The sequence below is a fragment of the Comamonas testosteroni ATCC 11996 genome, assembly GCF_000241525.1.
Classification (GTDB): Bacteria; Pseudomonadota; Gammaproteobacteria; order Burkholderiales; family Burkholderiaceae_C; genus Comamonas; species Comamonas testosteroni.
On the sequence record NZ_AHIL01000020.1, the window covers coordinates 67,652 to 82,915 of the forward strand.

A 15,264-nucleotide genomic window follows, 5' to 3' on the forward strand; every position below is an offset into this window, starting at 1 on the left:
TAGGATGTAAGCATGAATTTTGACCCGAGCTGGGGCCAGGCTGGCCAATCCATTCAACAATTCTGGCAGGAGCAGTGGAGCAAGAGCCTCCAGACGCTTCAGCAGATGCAGTCCGGTGCTCCCATGGGGCTCAGCGCCATGCCGGGTCTGGGTGCAGCCCCCAACCCTTGGTCCGGAGTCATGGATGCCATGCAATCGGCCATGCCCCAGATGGCAACGGGTCCGGCTCAAGCGGTTCAGTTCGATGCGGCCAAACTGCAGGGGTTGCAACAGGAATACCTGCAGTCAGTGCAATCGCTCGCGGATGGCAAGCAGATTCAGGCCCTGCTGTCCAGGGACAAGCGCTTTGCCAAGCCCGAGTGGAGCGCCAATCCCGTTGCATCGATGGCCGCGGCCAACTACCTGCTGGGCAGTCGCATGCTGACCGGCATGGCCGAAGCGGTTCAGGGCGATGAGAAAACACGCAACCGGGTGCGTTTTGCAGTCGAGCAATGGGTGGCGGCCATGGCGCCCAGCAATTTTCTGGCACTGAACGCCGATGCGCTCAACAAGGTGGTTGAAACCAAGGGCGAGAGCCTAGCTCAGGGCATTGCCAATCTGCTGGCCGACATGCGCCAGGGTCATGTCTCCATGACCGACGAAAGCCTGTTCACCGTGGGCAAGAACGTGGCGACCACCGAAGGCGCTGTGGTTTTCGAGAACGAGCTGTTCCAGCTCATCGAATACAAGCCGCTGACTGCCAAAGTATTCGAAAAGCCTTTTCTGATGGTGCCGCCCTGCATCAACAAGTTCTACATTCTGGACTTGCAGCCGGACAACTCCGTCATTCGCTATGCCGTCAGCCAGGGGCATCGCACCTTTGTGGTCAGTTGGCGCAATCCCGACGAAAGCCAGGCTCACAAGAGCTGGGATGACTACATCGAAGATGGCGTACTCAAGGCAGTGAGCACGGTTCAGGATATCTGCGAGGCGCCGCAGATCAATGTGCTCGGTTTCTGTGTGGGCGGCACCATGCTCTCCACCGCCATGGCAGTGCTGGCAGCACGCCATACCCGCGAGCATGGACAGCCGCAAGCGGCCAAGCCCCGCAGCCGCGCTGCGGCTGCAAAGACAAGCAGCAAAACTGCTGCGGCCAAGGCGCAGGCCCATGTTTTTCCCGTCGCCAGCATGACGCTGCTGACCACATTGATCGACTTTCGCGACACAGGCATTCTGGACATCTTCATCGATGAAAACATGGTGCGCCTGCGCGAGATGCAAATGGGCAAGGGCGGGCTGATGAAGGGCCAGGACATGGCATCCACCTTCAGCTTTCTGCGCCCGAACGATCTGGTCTGGAACTACGTGGTGGGCAACTACCTCAAGGGCGAGACGCCGCCGCCGTTCGATCTGCTTTACTGGAACAGCGACTCCACCAATCTGCCCGGCCCGTTCTACGCCTGGTATCTGCGCAATCTCTACCTCGAGAACAATCTGATCAAGCCCGGTGTGCTGACCGTGTGCGGCGAGAAGATCGACATGAGCCAGCTCAAGATGCCGGTCTATATCTACGGCTCGCGCGAGGACCACATCGTTCCTGTCGCGGCGGCCTATGCCTCGTCGCAGGTACTGGGTGGCGAGCGTCGTTTCGTGATGGGTGCCTCCGGCCATATCGCCGGCGTCATCAACCCGCCAGCAAAGAACAAGCGTAGCCATTGGCTGCGTGAGGATGGCGAATTTCCGGGTGCATTCAACGACTGGCTGGCCGATGCCACGGAGTATCCGGGCAGCTGGTGGACGGACTGGAGTGCCTGGCTGGTCAGCCATGCAGGCAAGCAGCTTGCGGCTCCCAAGAGCTATGGCCGTGCACGTGCCTATGAAGCCATCGAAGATGCTCCGGGTCGCTACGTTCTGTCAAAAGCCTGAGCGAGGCCTGAGGCACAATCAGTTCCATATTGCGGTGCAGCAAACAAGGCCTGCACTGTGATAGGAAGCGGCGGGTGGCACGATGAACAGGATGCAACCCGCACGCATGCATCACTTGTAAGAAACCTAGAAAGGTTCGTCAGCAATGGAAGACATCGTTATCGTTTCGGCCGTGCGTACGGCGGTCGGCAAGTTCGGCGGCTCTTTGGCCAAGATCCCTGCAACCCAGCTGGGTGCGACCGTGATTTCCGAGGCTCTGGCCCGTGCCAAGGTGGGCAAGGATCAGGTCGGTGAAGTCATCATGGGCCAGGTGCTGACGGCGGCGGCCGGGCAAAATCCTGCGCGTCAGGCCATGATGGCGGCCGGCATTGCCAAGGAGACACCTGCGCTGACGATCAATGCCGTCTGCGGCTCAGGCCTGAAGGCCGTGATGCTGGCGGCTCAGGCCGTGGCAACCGGAGACAGCGAAATCGTGGTCGCCGGCGGCCAGGAAAACATGAGCCTGTCGCCCCATGCCGTGCCCAATTCACGCGACGGTCAGCGCATGGGTGATTGGAAGATGGTGGACACCATGATCGTGGACGGTCTGTGGGATGTCTACAACCAGTACCACATGGGCATCACTGCCGAGAACGTGGCCAAGGAAAAGAACGTCAGCCGCGCGCAGCAGGATGCGCTGGCGCTGGCCAGCCAGCAAAAGGCTGCGGCCGCGCAGGATGCGGGCAAGTTCAAGGACGAAATCGTTCCTGTGAGCATTCCCCAGCGCAAGGGCGACCCTATCGTGTTCGACAGTGACGAATACGTCAACCGCAAGACCAATGCCGATGTGCTCGCCACCCTCAAGCCCGCTTTCGACAAGGCGGGTTCGGTGACAGCCGGCAATGCCTCGGGTCTGAACGACGGCGCTGCCGCCGTGGTGGTGATGACGGCTGCCAAGGCCAAGGCTCTGGGCCTCAAGCCTCTGGCCAAGATCGTCTCTTACGCCACCAGCGGCCTGGCTCCAGAGGTCATGGGCCTGGGTCCGGTCTACGCCACGCGCAAGGCGCTGGATCGTGCCGGCTGGAAGGCAGCCGACGTGGACCTGTTCGAGCTCAACGAAGCCTTTGCCGCACAGGCCTGCGCGGTGAACCAGGATCTGGGCATTGACACCGCCAAGGTCAACGTCAATGGCGGCGCCATTGCCATCGGTCACCCCATCGGTGCATCGGGCTGCCGCATTCTGGTGACACTGCTGCATGAAATGCAGCGCAGCGGTGCCAAGAAGGGCCTGGCCGGCCTGTGCATCGGCGGTGGCATGGGTGTTGCTATGGCTGTGGAAGCCTGCTGAGGCTTCAGGATTGCAGACTGCTGCGGTGCTCCTGAAGGCCGCAGCAGTCTGGGAAGCCCGCTGATGCCAGCTTCTCATCGACCCTAGGGAAGATCACGAGGCAAACCACGGCGAAAGCGGGCTTATTCGGACCTGCTCGATTGCATACTGGCATGGCCAGCGTGCAGGGTGTGTGGCGTTCAAAACGATACGCAATTCCTAAGAATTCTTATCGTTGATAGTGTGATCGTGAAATAACCATTGATTGACAGGAGAGATGAATGGGTCAGAAAGTAGCGTACGTCACGGGGGGCATGGGCGGTATCGGTACCGCAATCTGCCAGCGTTTGCATAAGGATGGCTTCAAGGTGATCGCGGGCTGCGGCCCATCGCGCGACTACCGCAAGTGGCTGGACGAGCAGGCGCAATTGGGTTACACGTTTTATGCCTCGGTCGGCAATGTGGGGGATTGGGAATCCACCGTCGAAGCCTTCAACCAGACCAAGGCAGAGCACGGCAACATCGATGTGCTGGTCAACAACGCGGGTATCACCCGCGACCGCATGTTCGTCAAGATGACGCCCGACGACTGGAAGTCGGTTATCGAAACCAACCTCAACTCCATGTTCAACGTCACCAAGCAGGTGGTGGCAGACATGGTGGAAAAGGGCTGGGGCCGAATCATCAACATCAGCTCGGTCAACGGCGCCAAGGGCCAGGCCGGCCAGACCAACTACTCGGCTGCCAAGGCGGGTATGCATGGCTTCACCATGGCACTGGCTCAGGAACTGGCCGCCAAGGGCGTGACAGTGAATACAGTCAGCCCTGGTTACATCGGCACCGATATGGTCAAGGCCATTCGTCCTGATGTGCTCGAGAAGATTGTGTCGGGCGTGCCCGTCAAGCGTCTGGGTGAGCCTGCGGAGATCGCCTCCATCATCTCCTGGCTGGCTTCCGAAGAGGGCAGCTACTCCACCGGCGCAGACTTTGCGGTCAACGGCGGCCTGCATATGCACTAAGCCTTTTCAGGCATTCGGAAAAAAGGAGCTTCGGCTCCTTTTTTCATGTCGATGCTGCTTTTCTCTGCAAACCTGTGGGCAAAGAGCGGGATGATGCCCAAATGACAAAACCCGCAGAGATCATTCATGCGGGTCTTGAGTTTCTGTGCCACTTCGCAAAGCGGCTGGTCGAGCGCGGGGCAGTAAGGCTTGTAGGTTCTTTGGCCTATCAGTGCCAACTGCCCGGGCACCTGGCTGCAACACACTGCGCTTTGGTCTGCACAGTGTTGCGCGGCGAGCGCTTAGCGCTTGCGATCGCGTTCGTCTTCGGGCCAGATGGACATGATGTTCGTGGTTTGCATGGGAATCTCTCCTGTATGTCTGTTTAACGTCTGACGGATTCAGCTCGTTGACAGCTTTTTGGAAATTTTTTACCTGTTCTTTTATCCAGTGATAATCAGGCTGCAAATGCGGGGACACGCTTGCGATCGCGTTCGTCCCAGGGCCAAGCCATCAGAGACATAGCTGCTGCGGCCTGTGCGGGCTGGGCTTTGGCGGTGTCGGTAACAGTGGTCATTGCAGTTCACTCCTTTGTTGCGTGTTCAACGCCTGGCCTGAACTGCAGGTTGACAAGAAGCTGAATCAACAGCGCAAGAAAATGCAACTCACGTTTACTGATGTTGTCAGCAGCTGCGGCAATTGTTCAAAATGAATAGCGCCCTGCCAATGCTGGGCAATGACAGGGCTTGCTTTACGGCCTCAGCAGGTTTCGATGGACACGGCTTCGATCTGCTCCGAAAGCTCCAGCCAGCGCTCTTCCAGTTGATCGATTTCAGCATTGACGGCACTCAACTGCTTGCCGGCTTCCACGATATCGCCACCGGACAGACCGGGCGTGGCCAGCTTTTCTTCCAGCGCGCTACGCTGGGCATTGAGCTTGGGCAGCGTCTTGTCGATCTGCTCCAGCTCCTTCTTGAAAGGCTTGGTCTTTTCGGCCAGTTGCTGACGAGCTGCAGCGGCGAGGCGACGGGCCTCCTTGGGGTCGGCCACGCTGTCGCTAAATGCTTCCGCTTTAGGAACATCTGGCGCTTTTTGCGCAGAGGCTTCAGGCAGACTTGGCTTGATTTCTTCCAGAGTTTGCACCTTTGGCGTGCTCGCAGCCTGCTGTTCGGCATTGCGTGCTTCTTCACGCAGGCGCTTGGACTCTTCCAGCAGATAGCGCTGGTAATCGTCCAGGTCGCCATCGAAGGGGCCGACAACGCCGCGGCCCACCATCCAGAAGTCTTCACATACGGCGCGCAGCAGGTGGCGATCGTGGGAGACCAGCATGACGGTGCCGTCGAAGTCGTTGAGTGCCATGGCCAGCGCTTCGCGGGTGGCCAGGTCCAGGTGGTTGGTAGGTTCGTCCAACAGCAGCAGATTGGGGCGTTGCCAGACGATCATGGCCAGCACCAGGCGGGCTTTTTCTCCGCCGCTCATGCTGCCCACAGACTGCTTGACCATGTCGCCGCTGAAGTTGAAAGTGCCCAGCCAGTTGCGCAAGTCCTGTTCGCGGCTGGCGGCAGGCGCGGCAGCGCCGAGTTCCTTGGCTAGCCGGATCATATGCTCCAGCGGGTTTTCGCCGGGGCGCAGCACGTCCAGTTCCTGCTGGGCAAAGTAGCCGATATTGAGGCCCTTGCCTTCGGTGACGGTACCGGCCAGTGCCTTCATTTCGCGGGCGATGGTCTTGACCAGGGTCGACTTACCCTGGCCGTTGGCCCCCAGAATGCCGATGCGCTGGCCTGCCAGCACGGAGCGGTTGACGCCCCGCAAGATGGTGGTCTGCTTGCCGTCTTCGTCTTCATAGCCGAAGCTGGCATCGGTAATCGCCAGCATCGGGTTGGGCAGATTGGCGGGTTCCTTGAATTCGAAGGTGAACTCGGCTTCGGCCAGCACCGGTCCGATCTTTTCCATGCGCTCGAGCTGCTTGACCCGGCTTTGTGCCTGCTTGGCCTTGCTGGCCTTGGCCTTGAAGCGGTCAATGAACTTCTGCAGGTGAGCCATTTTCTCCTGCTGTTTGGCAAAGCTGGCCGCTTGCAGCTCCAACTGCTGGGCGCGCAGCTCTTCAAAGCGCGAGTAATTGCCGCCGTAGCGGTTGATCTGCCCGCCCTGGATCTGCAGTGTGACGTTGGTGATGGCGTCCAGAAATTCGCGGTCATGGCTGATGACAATCATCGTGCCGCTGTAGCGCTTGAGCCAGGCCTCCAGCCAGACCAGGGCATCCAGGTCCAAGTGGTTGGTGGGTTCGTCCAGCAGCAGCAGATCGCTGGGGGCCATCAGTGCGCGGGCCAGCTGCAGACGCATGCGCCAGCCGCCCGAGAAACTGTTGACGGGGTGATCGAGCTCGGAGACCTTGAAGCCCAGGCCCAGAATCAGGGCTTGTGCGCGCGATTCCGCATCATGCGCACCTGCATCGGCCAGATCCACATAGGCCTGAGCGATCTCCATGCCATCGCCAGAGGCTTCGGCGGCTGCCAGCTGGGCGTTCAGCTCGGCCAGGCGCGTGTCGCCATCCAGTACGAACTGGGTGGCAGATTCGTCGGTTTCCGGCATGTGCTGGGCTACCTGTGCCATGCGCCACTGAGGAGGGATGAAAAAATCACCGCCGTCTTCGCTGATGCTGCCGTTGAGCAGGGCGAACAGGCTGGACTTGCCAGCGCCGTTGCGGCCGACAAGGCCGACGGACTCTCCCGGATTGATGGTGGTGCTGACTTGGTCGAGCAGGACTTTGGTGCCGCGGCGCAGCGTGATGTTCTTGAGACTGATCATGACTGGGGCCGATTATCCGCGAATGCCCGCAGACCCAGGAGCTTGCGGGATTGAGCAGGCGGCAGCGGCGCACCGGTCATTGCGGCTCTGCCGGAGTCCTCACACCGCTTGGAGGCCTATGCGCTTCATCATGGTTTCGGTGAACTTCAGCTCGTACTCGAACGCCTGGGTGTAGGCAGCGGAGTCCAGAATCTGCACCTTGCCGCCATCCATCTCCAGCATCTGGCGCACCTTGGGCTGGCTCAGCACCGCATCCATGGCATTGCGCAGCCTGGTGGTGACGGCTTCCGGAGTGTTTCTGGGCACGGACAGGCCCCCCCAGGAACTCAGATGCACGTTCTTCACGCCGGTTTCCTCCAGCGTCGGGACCTGGGGCAGCTTGTCATTGCGTTGCTCGCCGGCGACTGCCAGCGGGATCAGCCTGCCGGCCTGCACATGGGGGTAGGCGACGGAAAAGATAGGAGCTGCAAACACCACCTGCTGGCCCAGCACTGCGTTGACCAGATCGGACGCCCCCTTGTATGGCACGTGCGTGGCCTGGATCTGCAGCGCCGAGAGCAGCAACTCCACCCCCAGGTGCGACGGTGTGCCCACACCGCCGGAGGCGTAGTCGATATCGCGGGATTTGCTGGCGGCGATCAGGTCGGCCAGACTGCGCAGCCCGGAGCCGGGATGAACCACGAGCAGAATGTCCGAGCGGGACATGCCCATCACATGCCGGAAATCCTTGAACACCTCAAAGCCCGGGTTTTTGTACATGCGCATGGCGGCTGCCATGGGCGAGCCTGAATACAGCAGGGTGTAGCCATCAGCGGCAGCGCGGGCGACCTGGCGCGCACCGATGTTGCCGCCTGCGCCGGGCCGGTTTTCGATCACCACAGGCTGGCCCAGCTGCTGGCTCAACGCATCGGAGACGATGCGCGCGGCATTGTCCGGACCGGTACCCGCCATATAGGGCACCACCCATTTGATGGGGCGGCTGGGCCAGCTCTGGGCCTGGGCGGGCAGTCCTACAGCACTCAGGCCTGCGGCGCCCAGACTGGCGCCAGCCATGCGAAGCCACTGGCGACGCTCGCTGTTGCTGACAGAGGGGTTCAAGGATTGCTTGCTCATTTTGTCTCCTGGTTTTATAGCTGCCTGGTTATGTCCCGTCAGGGCATGAGCAGTTCCTTGGCAATGGTGTTGCGCTGGATCTCGCTGGTGCCGGTGAGCACACGGTACATGCGCAGCATGCGGAACAGAAACTCGACGCGGCGGCCCTGGACAACGCCTTCACCGCCGTGGATCTGCACAGCACGATCGGCGATGGCAAAGGCTTTTTCCGAGCAAAACAGCTTGCTCATCGATGCCTGGGCGCGTGCATCAATGCCTGCATCCAGCGCGCGGGCGGTCTGGATCATCAGCGCGCGGGCGGCCGTCCAGTCCGTGGCCATATCGGCCAGCATGTGCTGTATGGACTGGAACTGGGCAATGCTGCGGCCAAACTGCTGACGGCTCAGCGCATAGTCGCGCGCATCGCGCAGCGCGCACTGTGCCAGACCCAGCATGGCGGGGCAGTGCAGCAGTCGGTTGACGGTAATGCGCCCCAGCGCAAGGCTCAGGCCGCGGCCTGGTTCGCCAATCAGCTGCGCCACGGGCAGGCGTACGACGTTCAGATGAATATCGCCGGTGTGCGACTGCCCGGCCATGGTCTTGTAGCCGCTGACCACTTCCACGCCGGGTGCGGCCAGGTCTACGAAGAAGGCGCTGATCTCCCGTTCGGCGCTGCCCTCGGGGGCGGTGGAAGCCATGAGCACGGCAAAGTCGGCAAACGGCGATCCAGAGATAAAGCGCTTGCTGCCGGTCAGCACATAGTGCTCGCCGTCGCGCACGGCCCTGGTTTGCACAGCGCCTGCATCGGATCCCGCTTGGGATTCGGTCAGTGCAAAGCAGATGGATTTTTCGGCGCGCGCCACGGGCACGATGAATTGCTCCATCTGAAAAGGAGTGGCCTTGCGCACCAGAGAGCCGATACGCGGCGGGCCGCTGAGCTCGCCCAGCACATGCGGGGCGAACGGCGAGCCGCTGGCATAGATGGCTTCCTTGATCAGCACCTGGTCCAGCACCGAGAGCTCTTCCCCGCCCATGGCGCGGGGCAGCGTCATGCCGTAGAAGCCCAGCTCGCGCGAACGCTTCCAGACCTGTCGCAGCAACTCCTTGCTGGCGCTGTTGTCATGGCTGATGCCGTGCTTTTGGGCCAGCTCTGCCAGCTCACCCTGCAGGAAATTCTGCAAGGCTGCAATCAGCTCGGCCGCGCGCGGCGAGCCCTCAAATGGCATGGCAAGCAAGGCTGAGCTCGGGGATGCGGTTTGCATGGTGTCTTTGGCATTCATCTCAGTTCACCTTTCGGCTGTGATTGGCCCAGTAGGGCGCTTGCACGGTCTTGCGCATGACCTTGCCATTCGGGTTCTTGGGCAACTGCTGCACAAACTCGATATGGCGCGGGCGCTTGAAACCACCCAGACGCTCGGCGCAGAAGCGGTCGATGGCCTCGTTGATGCTCGCGTCACCGGGTGTCTGCCCCTGCTTGAGCACGATGTGGGCAGCCACGGCTTCGCCCCATTTGTCGTCGGGTATGGCAAACACACAGGCGTCTTGCACCGCCGCATGCTCATGGAGCACGGCCTCCACTTCGGACGGATAGACGTTGAAGCCGCCTGAAATCACCATGTCTTTCTTGCGGTCCACGATGGAGACAAAGCCTTGCTCGTCCACACGCGCCAGGTCGCCGGTGTGATAGCGGCCGTGCTTGAGCACCTCGGCCGTCAGCTCGGGGGCCCGCCAGTAACCGGCAAACACGTCGGCGCCGCTGACCACGATCTCGCCCACCTCACCCAGAGGTAGGGGCCGGCCTTCATCATCCACCACTTCCACGCAGGACTCGAGAAAAGGCCGCCCGCAGGAGGACAGCAGCTCGGGCCTGGCAGCGCGGGCATAAAGATGGTCCTGCACGGTGAGCGCGCAGACGCCCGAAGTGGTTTCGCCCGCGCCGTAGCCCTGGCTGAGCACGGGGCCGAACACATCCATGGCCTGCAGAATGCGGGCCGGTGCCATGGGGGCGGCACCATAGCCCAGGCGCAACAGATCTGGCAGTGGGCGGTAGCGGCCAGCGGTTTCTGCCAGCAGCATATTGATCATGGTCGGCACCATGAAGGTGTGGGTCACGCGCAGGCGGCGCATGTCCTGCAGAAAGCGTGCAGGCTCGAAGCCGCTGAACAGATGGATGGTGGCGCCTGTGCACAGGGCTGGCATGAGCTGCATGCCCGAGGCATGAGTGACAGGACCAACCAGACCCAGCGTATGGCCAGGCTGCATCCCTTCGCCGCGCATCAGGAACTTGCGCAACTGGGCCAGGCGGTTGCCGAAGGTCTGCATGGCGGCCTTGAGCGTGCCCGAAGAGCCAGAGGTGTAATGCAGCACGGCCACTTCGTGCTCATGCACGGATACTGCCGAGAATTGGTCTGAAGCCTTTTCCAGTAATCGCTCGTAGCTATTGTTTTCATTGTCGCCGAGCAGCATCAACCGAACCTGCGGGTTGCGTAGCTGTGCGCGAAAGCTCTCGGCACGTTCCGCCGTGGTGACGATGAGGGCTGCATCGCTGTTGTCGGCTATCTCGATCACCTCACGGGGCGACAGGCGGGCGTTGAACGGTGCCTTGACCAGACCGGCCTTGTAGCAGGCCAGCTCGATTTCGACGATTTCGGTGCAGTTGGGCAGGTAGATGCCCACGCGGTCGCCACGCTGCAGACCCTGAGCCAGCAAGGCATTGGCAAGGCGGTTGCTGCGCTGCTCCAGCGCGGCATAGCTGAGACTTTTGCTGGCGCTGGTTACCGCAAGGTGGTCGGCGTACAGATGGCAGCAGCGCGCAACGAGTGCACCGACATTGGATATGGGGGCGCCCGGCATAGGGGCGCCCGGCATAGGGGCGCCGGGCATATTAGCCGCTGGCAAAGCAGTGGTCATGGGCAAATCCTTGTTGAAGCTGCGCCGCACCGATGTGCGGCATCTGCTTGGACTGTCCCAAAACGAAGGAGATCAAGGAAATACCGTTTGCTTATTCGTGTCCATCAATATTTTTGATGACATGAAAAATCAACGACTTGTGCCATCACATGCCTAGTTGCAGGGTGCTGCGCTGAGGGTTTGTCCCGTGTTTGGCTGTGCCTTATGCAGCAGCGTAGTCCCAGCGGGCTGGCCAGCGGCCCTCGCCGATCATGGCCTGTACCTGCATCAGAAGGGCGTCCTGAACCACCTGTACCGCGGCATCATGGGTGCGGCCGGGCTGGCGCGCCAGGTAGTAGCGTCGTTGCAGATCGGGGTTGCAGACTCTGGCCACGATCCAGGCGCTGCCGGCGTGCTGGGGCTGCGGGTTCTCGGCCACCGAGCAGGCGGGGCTGAAGGTAAAGCCCCCGCCGCATTGATAGAGCGAGCGAATGACACGGGCCGAGTCATGTTCGTGCACGATGTTCAGACCGAGCTGCAGATCGCTGGCGGCTTGCTCCACTGTCTGGCGTATGGAAAAGCGCCGTGACTGCAGCACCAGTGGCTGTGCTGCGGCATGGGTAAAGTCCAGGCAGGGAGTGTTTTCCGCCGTGCTGTGTCTATAGAGCAGGGGCGCGACCTTGCCCTGTTCGTCATGGCCGCAGAAATAGATGGGCTCGGTGGCCATAGGCTGCACCTGCAGGCCTTGCAGAGTGGCTGTGTCGACCAGAACGCCCAGATCGGCGCGACGCTCCAGCATGGCTTTTTGCACCATCAGGCTGGAGTCATCGAGCACAAACACCCTTATGCGCGGGTGACTCTGGCGCAAGCCGGCAATCACCGGCCCCATGAGCAGGCCGGTCAGCAGGAACGGCATGGCAATGCTGACCGAGCCTTCGGGCCCCATGGGCAGGCGTTGCAGGCGTTCGCACATGGCGTCGGCATCGGAGAGCAGGCGGCGGGCATCCTCATACAGCCGGGTACCTGCGGGCGTGGCCGTGACTCCCGCATGGGTACGCTCCAGCAGCTGGACGCCGAGCTCTGACTCCAGCTTCTTGATCTGCGCCGTCAGTGCCGGCTGGGCCACATAGAGCGAATGGGCGGCCCGCGAGATCGAGCCGGCCTCCAGCACGGTGATGAAGTAGCGAAGCGCACGCAGATCCATAATTGCAACTCGAAAAATCAGCTTGAAAGCCGGTATGAAAGCCTGTAGAAGGCTATTTGAAGAATTGTTAGCCTCCTGTAATGTCGGTGTAATCTGACATGGCGTAAGGGCCAAATGTCGACAAGATGGCATATCTCTAAGTCTGAAGCCCGACAGATTCAGTATGTCGGTCCTACAACTGATGCAGCAAAACGTGTCCCTCTCTTCACATTCAACCACCCCGAGCAGAAACGGCTCAGCCCACTGGCGCATTGAAGACATTGACTTCTCTGCCATTGATCGCAGCGCCATAGGGCACAACCAGGACCTGTTCTTCTTGCTGATGAGCGCCTCGTTCATCGAGACCGGTTCGGATACCTACGCGGCCAACCTGGCCGAGCATTACGCGGCCTGGCCCGAGATCGCGATCTGGCTCAAAGATCAATGGGAGTGCGAAGAACTGCAGCACGGACGCGCGCTACGGGCCTATGTCGAAGCCGTGTGGCCGGAGTTTCCCTGGCAAAAAGCCTACGACAGTTTTTTCGCCGAATATTCGCAGTTGTGCACCATGGAGGAGCTTTACCCGGACCCGCGCCTGGAAATGGTGGCGCGCTGCGTGGTGGAGACCGGCACCACGGCCTACTACCACACCTTGCGCGAACTCAGCGACGAGCCGGTTCTTAGCGAGCTGCTGGGCAATATCCGCAACGACGAGGTCAACCACTTCAAGCATTTCCTCAAGTACTTCAAGGAGCTGCAGCAGCAGTCGCCTGTGGGCCGCACGCGCATTGCCAAGGCACTGTACGGCCGCCTCAAGGAGTTGCGTGAGAGCGATTCGGATATCGCGCTGCGTCATGTCTGGGCGCACAAGGGCCCTTATTTCGCCGATAGCAGCACTCGTTTCGAAGACATGGCCCAGCGCATTTACGAGCTGGTCAGCCGTCGCCTGCCTGCCGATCTGGCCGTGCGCATGCTGCTCAAGCCCATGCTGTTGCCGGCACGCGTGGAGGGCATGGTGCGAACACCAATCTCGAAGCTGGCGACACGAATGATGTCGTACTGAGTCTTGCAGTTGCAAACAAGCCCGGCCAGCTTCAGTTGTCCGGGCATTCGATTTCCATGACAGGCACCTATCTCACGACCGGAGAAGTGGCGCAGCGTGCAGGCGTGAGCGTACGGACCTTGCATCACTACGACAGCATTGGTCTGCTGCGCCCAGACGCGCGAAGCGAAGCAGGCTATCGCCTCTATGGTGCGCAAGACATCGCACGCCTGCATGCCGTGCAATCGCTCAAATCTCTGGGTTTGAGTCTGGAGGTCATCGCTGCCGCGCTGGCGGGACAGGGCATTGAGCCTAAGGACTTGTTGCAACGTCAGGTACAGGAGGCTCAGCGCATGTTGACCGAGGCCAGGGCGCTGAAGGACAAGCTGCAATTTCTGGAGGATGCGGTCTCTGGCCAGCAGGGCTCGTTCGATGATTTGCTGGCCGGCATTCGGCTGCTGGACACCTATCGGCTGTATCTGCCCGCTGCTGGCATACGACAGATGCTGGGACGCTGGCGCAGGGCCAGGCCACGCTGGCAGCCTGTGGCCGATGCCCTGCTAAGGTGCCGTGCCGAGGGGCTGGAGGTCGGTACCGCCCAGGTGCAACTGCTGGCACAGCGCTGGATGAATGTGGCGATGACGGTTTTTCGCGGACGCTTGGGCCTGATCCAGAACTGGGCCCGCATGCATGAACACGAGCCCCATACGGCTCGACATGCAGGGCTTGAGCCTGAACTGCTGACCTATCTGGAGCAGGCAATCGGCCTCAGGATGGCGGCCTTGCAGCGTCATCTGACGACTGCGGAACTGCAGGAGCTTGACGGCTCTACCGGGCCGGATTGGGAGGTATTCGCTGCCAGCGGCGAAAAGCTGCTGGCGCGGGGCGTTGCAGCCCAGACCGCCGTCGCACGCCAGCTGCGCGTGCGATATCGGGAGCTGTCACTGCGGACTGCCGGAAACAATCCCTTGCTGGCGGCCAAACTGGCCCAGGCCTATGCCACCGAGCCTGTGCTGGCACTCGGACATTTTGTATCGCCGAAGCTGAGGGACTATCTGAACACCATCGAGGCTTGACCCTCACGCTACGTCAGGCCTGAAGCTGTGCTCTTTGTTGAAAAAGCAAGGAGTTTTGCGATGACTGCGATTGTTTGCCCTAGCCCCTCGGCCCTGCGTGTTGCCATGGCACGCGCCGTTCATCAAATTTTGGAGGACGAGCCGGTTTTCGCTGACCGTTTTGCCGTAGCCACCCTCGGCAGCGCGGAGGCCGCAAAGCTGCTGCGTCAGCCTCTGGTGCATAACGATGTGGCTTCGCGGTCGCTGCGTGCCGGCATCGTGGCCCGGGCCCGATGGGCCGAAGACCGTCTGCTGGAGGCCGTGGCTGCGGGATGCATTCAGTACGCCATCGTGGGTGCAGGCCTGGATACCTGGGCCTTGCGCATGGCGGCTCAGCTGCCTGCTGTCCGTATCTTTGAGCTGGACCAGCCGGCAATGCTGACCTGGAAGAACCGGCTGTATGAGAGCAATGGCTGGGGATTGCCCTCAAGCCTGTGTCAGCTTGGTATTGATCTGCGTGAAACAGGGACTGTGCAGGGTTTGAAGGCTGCCGGCATGGATCTCGATTCACCAGTCAGCCTGTCGATGCTGGGGCTGCTGGTGTATCTGAGCGATGAGGCCGTCGAGCGCGAAATATCTGCACTGAGCCGTCTGGCAACAGGGTCGACCATCATGCTGGACTACAGAGTGGATGAGCAGCAGCTCAATCCCATGGAACAGCTGATGATGCAGTTTACGGCGCAGATGATGGCCGCAGGTGGCGAACCCTGGCATGCATCCAGCACGCCGCAGCGCATGACAGGGCTGCTGGGCGCAGCGGGCTTCGAGGTGGAGGAGGATCTGGGACCATCGCTGCTCAATGCCCGCTTCTTTGCAGGCCGGCGCGATGGTCTGCAGATTGCGGGCGGTGGCTTTCGCTATCTGAGTGCAGTCAAGCGGGCTTGAGCGCTTGTTCAAAGACCTGCATAAAGAAAAAGGCACAGGGC

13 protein-coding genes are annotated in these 15,264 nt (G+C 61.0%); 7 read left to right on the forward strand and 6 right to left on the reverse strand.

Annotated elements, in window-relative coordinates:
* Nucleotides 1–12 precede the first annotated feature (12 nt).
* The 3 genes from CTATCC11996_RS08165 to phbB all read left to right on the forward strand — a co-directional run bounded on the left by CTATCC11996_RS08165 (nt 13) and on the right by phbB (nt 4,230).
* A complete protein-coding gene (locus CTATCC11996_RS08165) occupies nt 13–1,905 on the forward strand; it encodes a PHA/PHB synthase family protein (protein ID WP_003075028.1) in 1,893 nt (630 codons plus the stop codon).
* A 145-nt stretch (nt 1,906–2,050) separates the two neighbouring features.
* Nucleotides 2,051–3,232: an acetyl-CoA C-acetyltransferase gene (locus CTATCC11996_RS08170; protein ID WP_003064978.1), complete on the forward strand. Its 1,182-nt coding sequence runs from the start codon at nt 2,051–2,053 to the stop codon at nt 3,230–3,232.
* A 260-nt stretch (nt 3,233–3,492) separates the two neighbouring features.
* A complete protein-coding gene (phbB, locus tag CTATCC11996_RS08175; protein ID WP_003075030.1) occupies nt 3,493–4,230 on the forward strand; it encodes an acetoacetyl-CoA reductase in 738 nt (245 codons plus the stop codon).
* Here the strand turns inward: phbB and CTATCC11996_RS26190 are convergent.
* The 5 genes from CTATCC11996_RS26190 to CTATCC11996_RS08200 form a co-directional block, all read right to left on the reverse strand.
* Nucleotides 4,227–4,448: a hypothetical protein gene (locus tag CTATCC11996_RS26190; protein WP_034348456.1), complete on the reverse strand. Its 222-nt coding sequence runs from the start codon at nt 4,446–4,448 to the stop codon at nt 4,227–4,229. The genes phbB and CTATCC11996_RS26190 overlap by 4 nt on opposite strands.
* A 520-nt stretch (nt 4,449–4,968) precedes the next feature.
* Nucleotides 4,969–7,017: an ABC-F family ATP-binding cassette domain-containing protein gene (locus CTATCC11996_RS08185; protein WP_003075037.1), complete on the reverse strand. Its 2,049-nt coding sequence runs from the start codon at nt 7,015–7,017 to the stop codon at nt 4,969–4,971.
* Nucleotides 7,018–7,116: 99 nt separating this feature from the next.
* Nucleotides 7,117–8,130 carry a Bug family tripartite tricarboxylate transporter substrate binding protein gene (locus CTATCC11996_RS08190; protein ID WP_003075039.1) on the reverse strand — a complete coding sequence of 338 codons (1,014 nt, stop codon included), beginning with the start codon at nt 8,128–8,130 and terminating at the stop codon, nt 7,117–7,119.
* Nucleotides 8,131–8,168: 38 nt separating this feature from the next.
* Entirely contained in the window at nt 8,169–9,389 is a 1,221-nt protein-coding gene (locus CTATCC11996_RS08195) for an acyl-CoA dehydrogenase family protein (protein ID WP_003075040.1), read from the reverse strand.
* A gap of 1 nt (nt 9,390) precedes the next feature.
* Nucleotides 9,391–10,992: a class I adenylate-forming enzyme family protein gene (locus tag CTATCC11996_RS08200; RefSeq protein ID WP_042438292.1), complete on the reverse strand. Its 1,602-nt coding sequence runs from the start codon at nt 10,990–10,992 to the stop codon at nt 9,391–9,393.
* A gap of 25 nt (nt 10,993–11,017) precedes the next feature.
* Here CTATCC11996_RS08200 and CTATCC11996_RS25695 point away from each other — a divergent pair, with 25 nt between their 5' ends.
* Complete coding sequence (locus CTATCC11996_RS25695; protein ID WP_155278088.1) at nt 11,018–11,176, forward strand: hypothetical protein; 159 nt, start codon at nt 11,018–11,020, stop codon at nt 11,174–11,176.
* Between the two features lie 45 nt (nt 11,177–11,221).
* Here CTATCC11996_RS25695 and CTATCC11996_RS08205 read toward each other — a convergent pair whose 3' ends face one another.
* Entirely contained in the window at nt 11,222–12,202 is a 981-nt protein-coding gene (locus tag CTATCC11996_RS08205; RefSeq protein ID WP_003075046.1) for a LysR family transcriptional regulator, read from the reverse strand.
* 181 nt (nt 12,203–12,383) lie between these two features.
* On the opposite strand from CTATCC11996_RS08205, the gene CTATCC11996_RS08210 reads away from it, so the two are divergent.
* Genes CTATCC11996_RS08210 through CTATCC11996_RS08220 form a run of 3 tightly spaced genes read left to right on the forward strand, consistent with a single transcriptional unit; the run spans nt 12,384 to nt 15,223 of the window.
* Complete coding sequence (locus CTATCC11996_RS08210) at nt 12,384–13,244, forward strand: ferritin-like domain-containing protein (RefSeq protein WP_003075048.1); 861 nt, start codon at nt 12,384–12,386, stop codon at nt 13,242–13,244.
* A gap of 56 nt (nt 13,245–13,300) precedes the next feature.
* On the forward strand, nt 13,301–14,299 hold the full coding sequence (locus tag CTATCC11996_RS08215) for a MerR family transcriptional regulator (RefSeq protein WP_003075050.1): 999 nt from the start codon (nt 13,301–13,303) through the stop codon (nt 14,297–14,299).
* 60 nt (nt 14,300–14,359) lie between these two features.
* Nucleotides 14,360–15,223, forward strand: coding sequence for a class I SAM-dependent methyltransferase (locus CTATCC11996_RS08220; RefSeq protein WP_003075052.1), 864 nt, complete (start codon nt 14,360–14,362; stop codon nt 15,221–15,223).
* Nucleotides 15,224–15,264 lie beyond the last annotated feature (41 nt).

Coding starts and splice junctions, on each gene's coding strand:
- CTATCC11996_RS08165 (WP_003075028.1), top strand. CDS start 13: ATGAATTTTGACCCGAGCTGGGGCCAGGCTGGCCAATCCATTCAACAA.
- CTATCC11996_RS08170 (WP_003064978.1), top strand. CDS start 2,051: ATGGAAGACATCGTTATCGTTTCGGCCGTGCGTACGGCGGTCGGCAAG.
- phbB (WP_003075030.1), top strand. CDS start 3,493: ATGGGTCAGAAAGTAGCGTACGTCACGGGGGGCATGGGCGGTATCGGT.
- CTATCC11996_RS08185 (WP_003075037.1), bottom strand. CDS start 7,017: ATGATCAGTCTCAAGAACATCACGCTGCGCCGCGGCACCAAAGTCCTG.
- CTATCC11996_RS08190 (WP_003075039.1), bottom strand. CDS start 8,130: ATGAGCAAGCAATCCTTGAACCCCTCTGTCAGCAACAGCGAGCGTCGC.
- CTATCC11996_RS08195 (WP_003075040.1), bottom strand. CDS start 9,389: ATGAATGCCAAAGACACCATGCAAACCGCATCCCCGAGCTCAGCCTTG.
- CTATCC11996_RS08200 (WP_042438292.1), bottom strand. CDS start 10,992: ATGCCCGGCGCCCCTATGCCGGGCGCCCCTATGCCGGGCGCCCCCATA.
- CTATCC11996_RS25695 (WP_155278088.1), top strand. CDS start 11,018: ATGGGCAAATCCTTGTTGAAGCTGCGCCGCACCGATGTGCGGCATCTG.
- CTATCC11996_RS08205 (WP_003075046.1), bottom strand. CDS start 12,202: ATGGATCTGCGTGCGCTTCGCTACTTCATCACCGTGCTGGAGGCCGGC.
- CTATCC11996_RS08210 (WP_003075048.1), top strand. CDS start 12,384: ATGCAGCAAAACGTGTCCCTCTCTTCACATTCAACCACCCCGAGCAGA.
- CTATCC11996_RS08215 (WP_003075050.1), top strand. CDS start 13,301: ATGACAGGCACCTATCTCACGACCGGAGAAGTGGCGCAGCGTGCAGGC.
- CTATCC11996_RS08220 (WP_003075052.1), top strand. CDS start 14,360: ATGACTGCGATTGTTTGCCCTAGCCCCTCGGCCCTGCGTGTTGCCATG.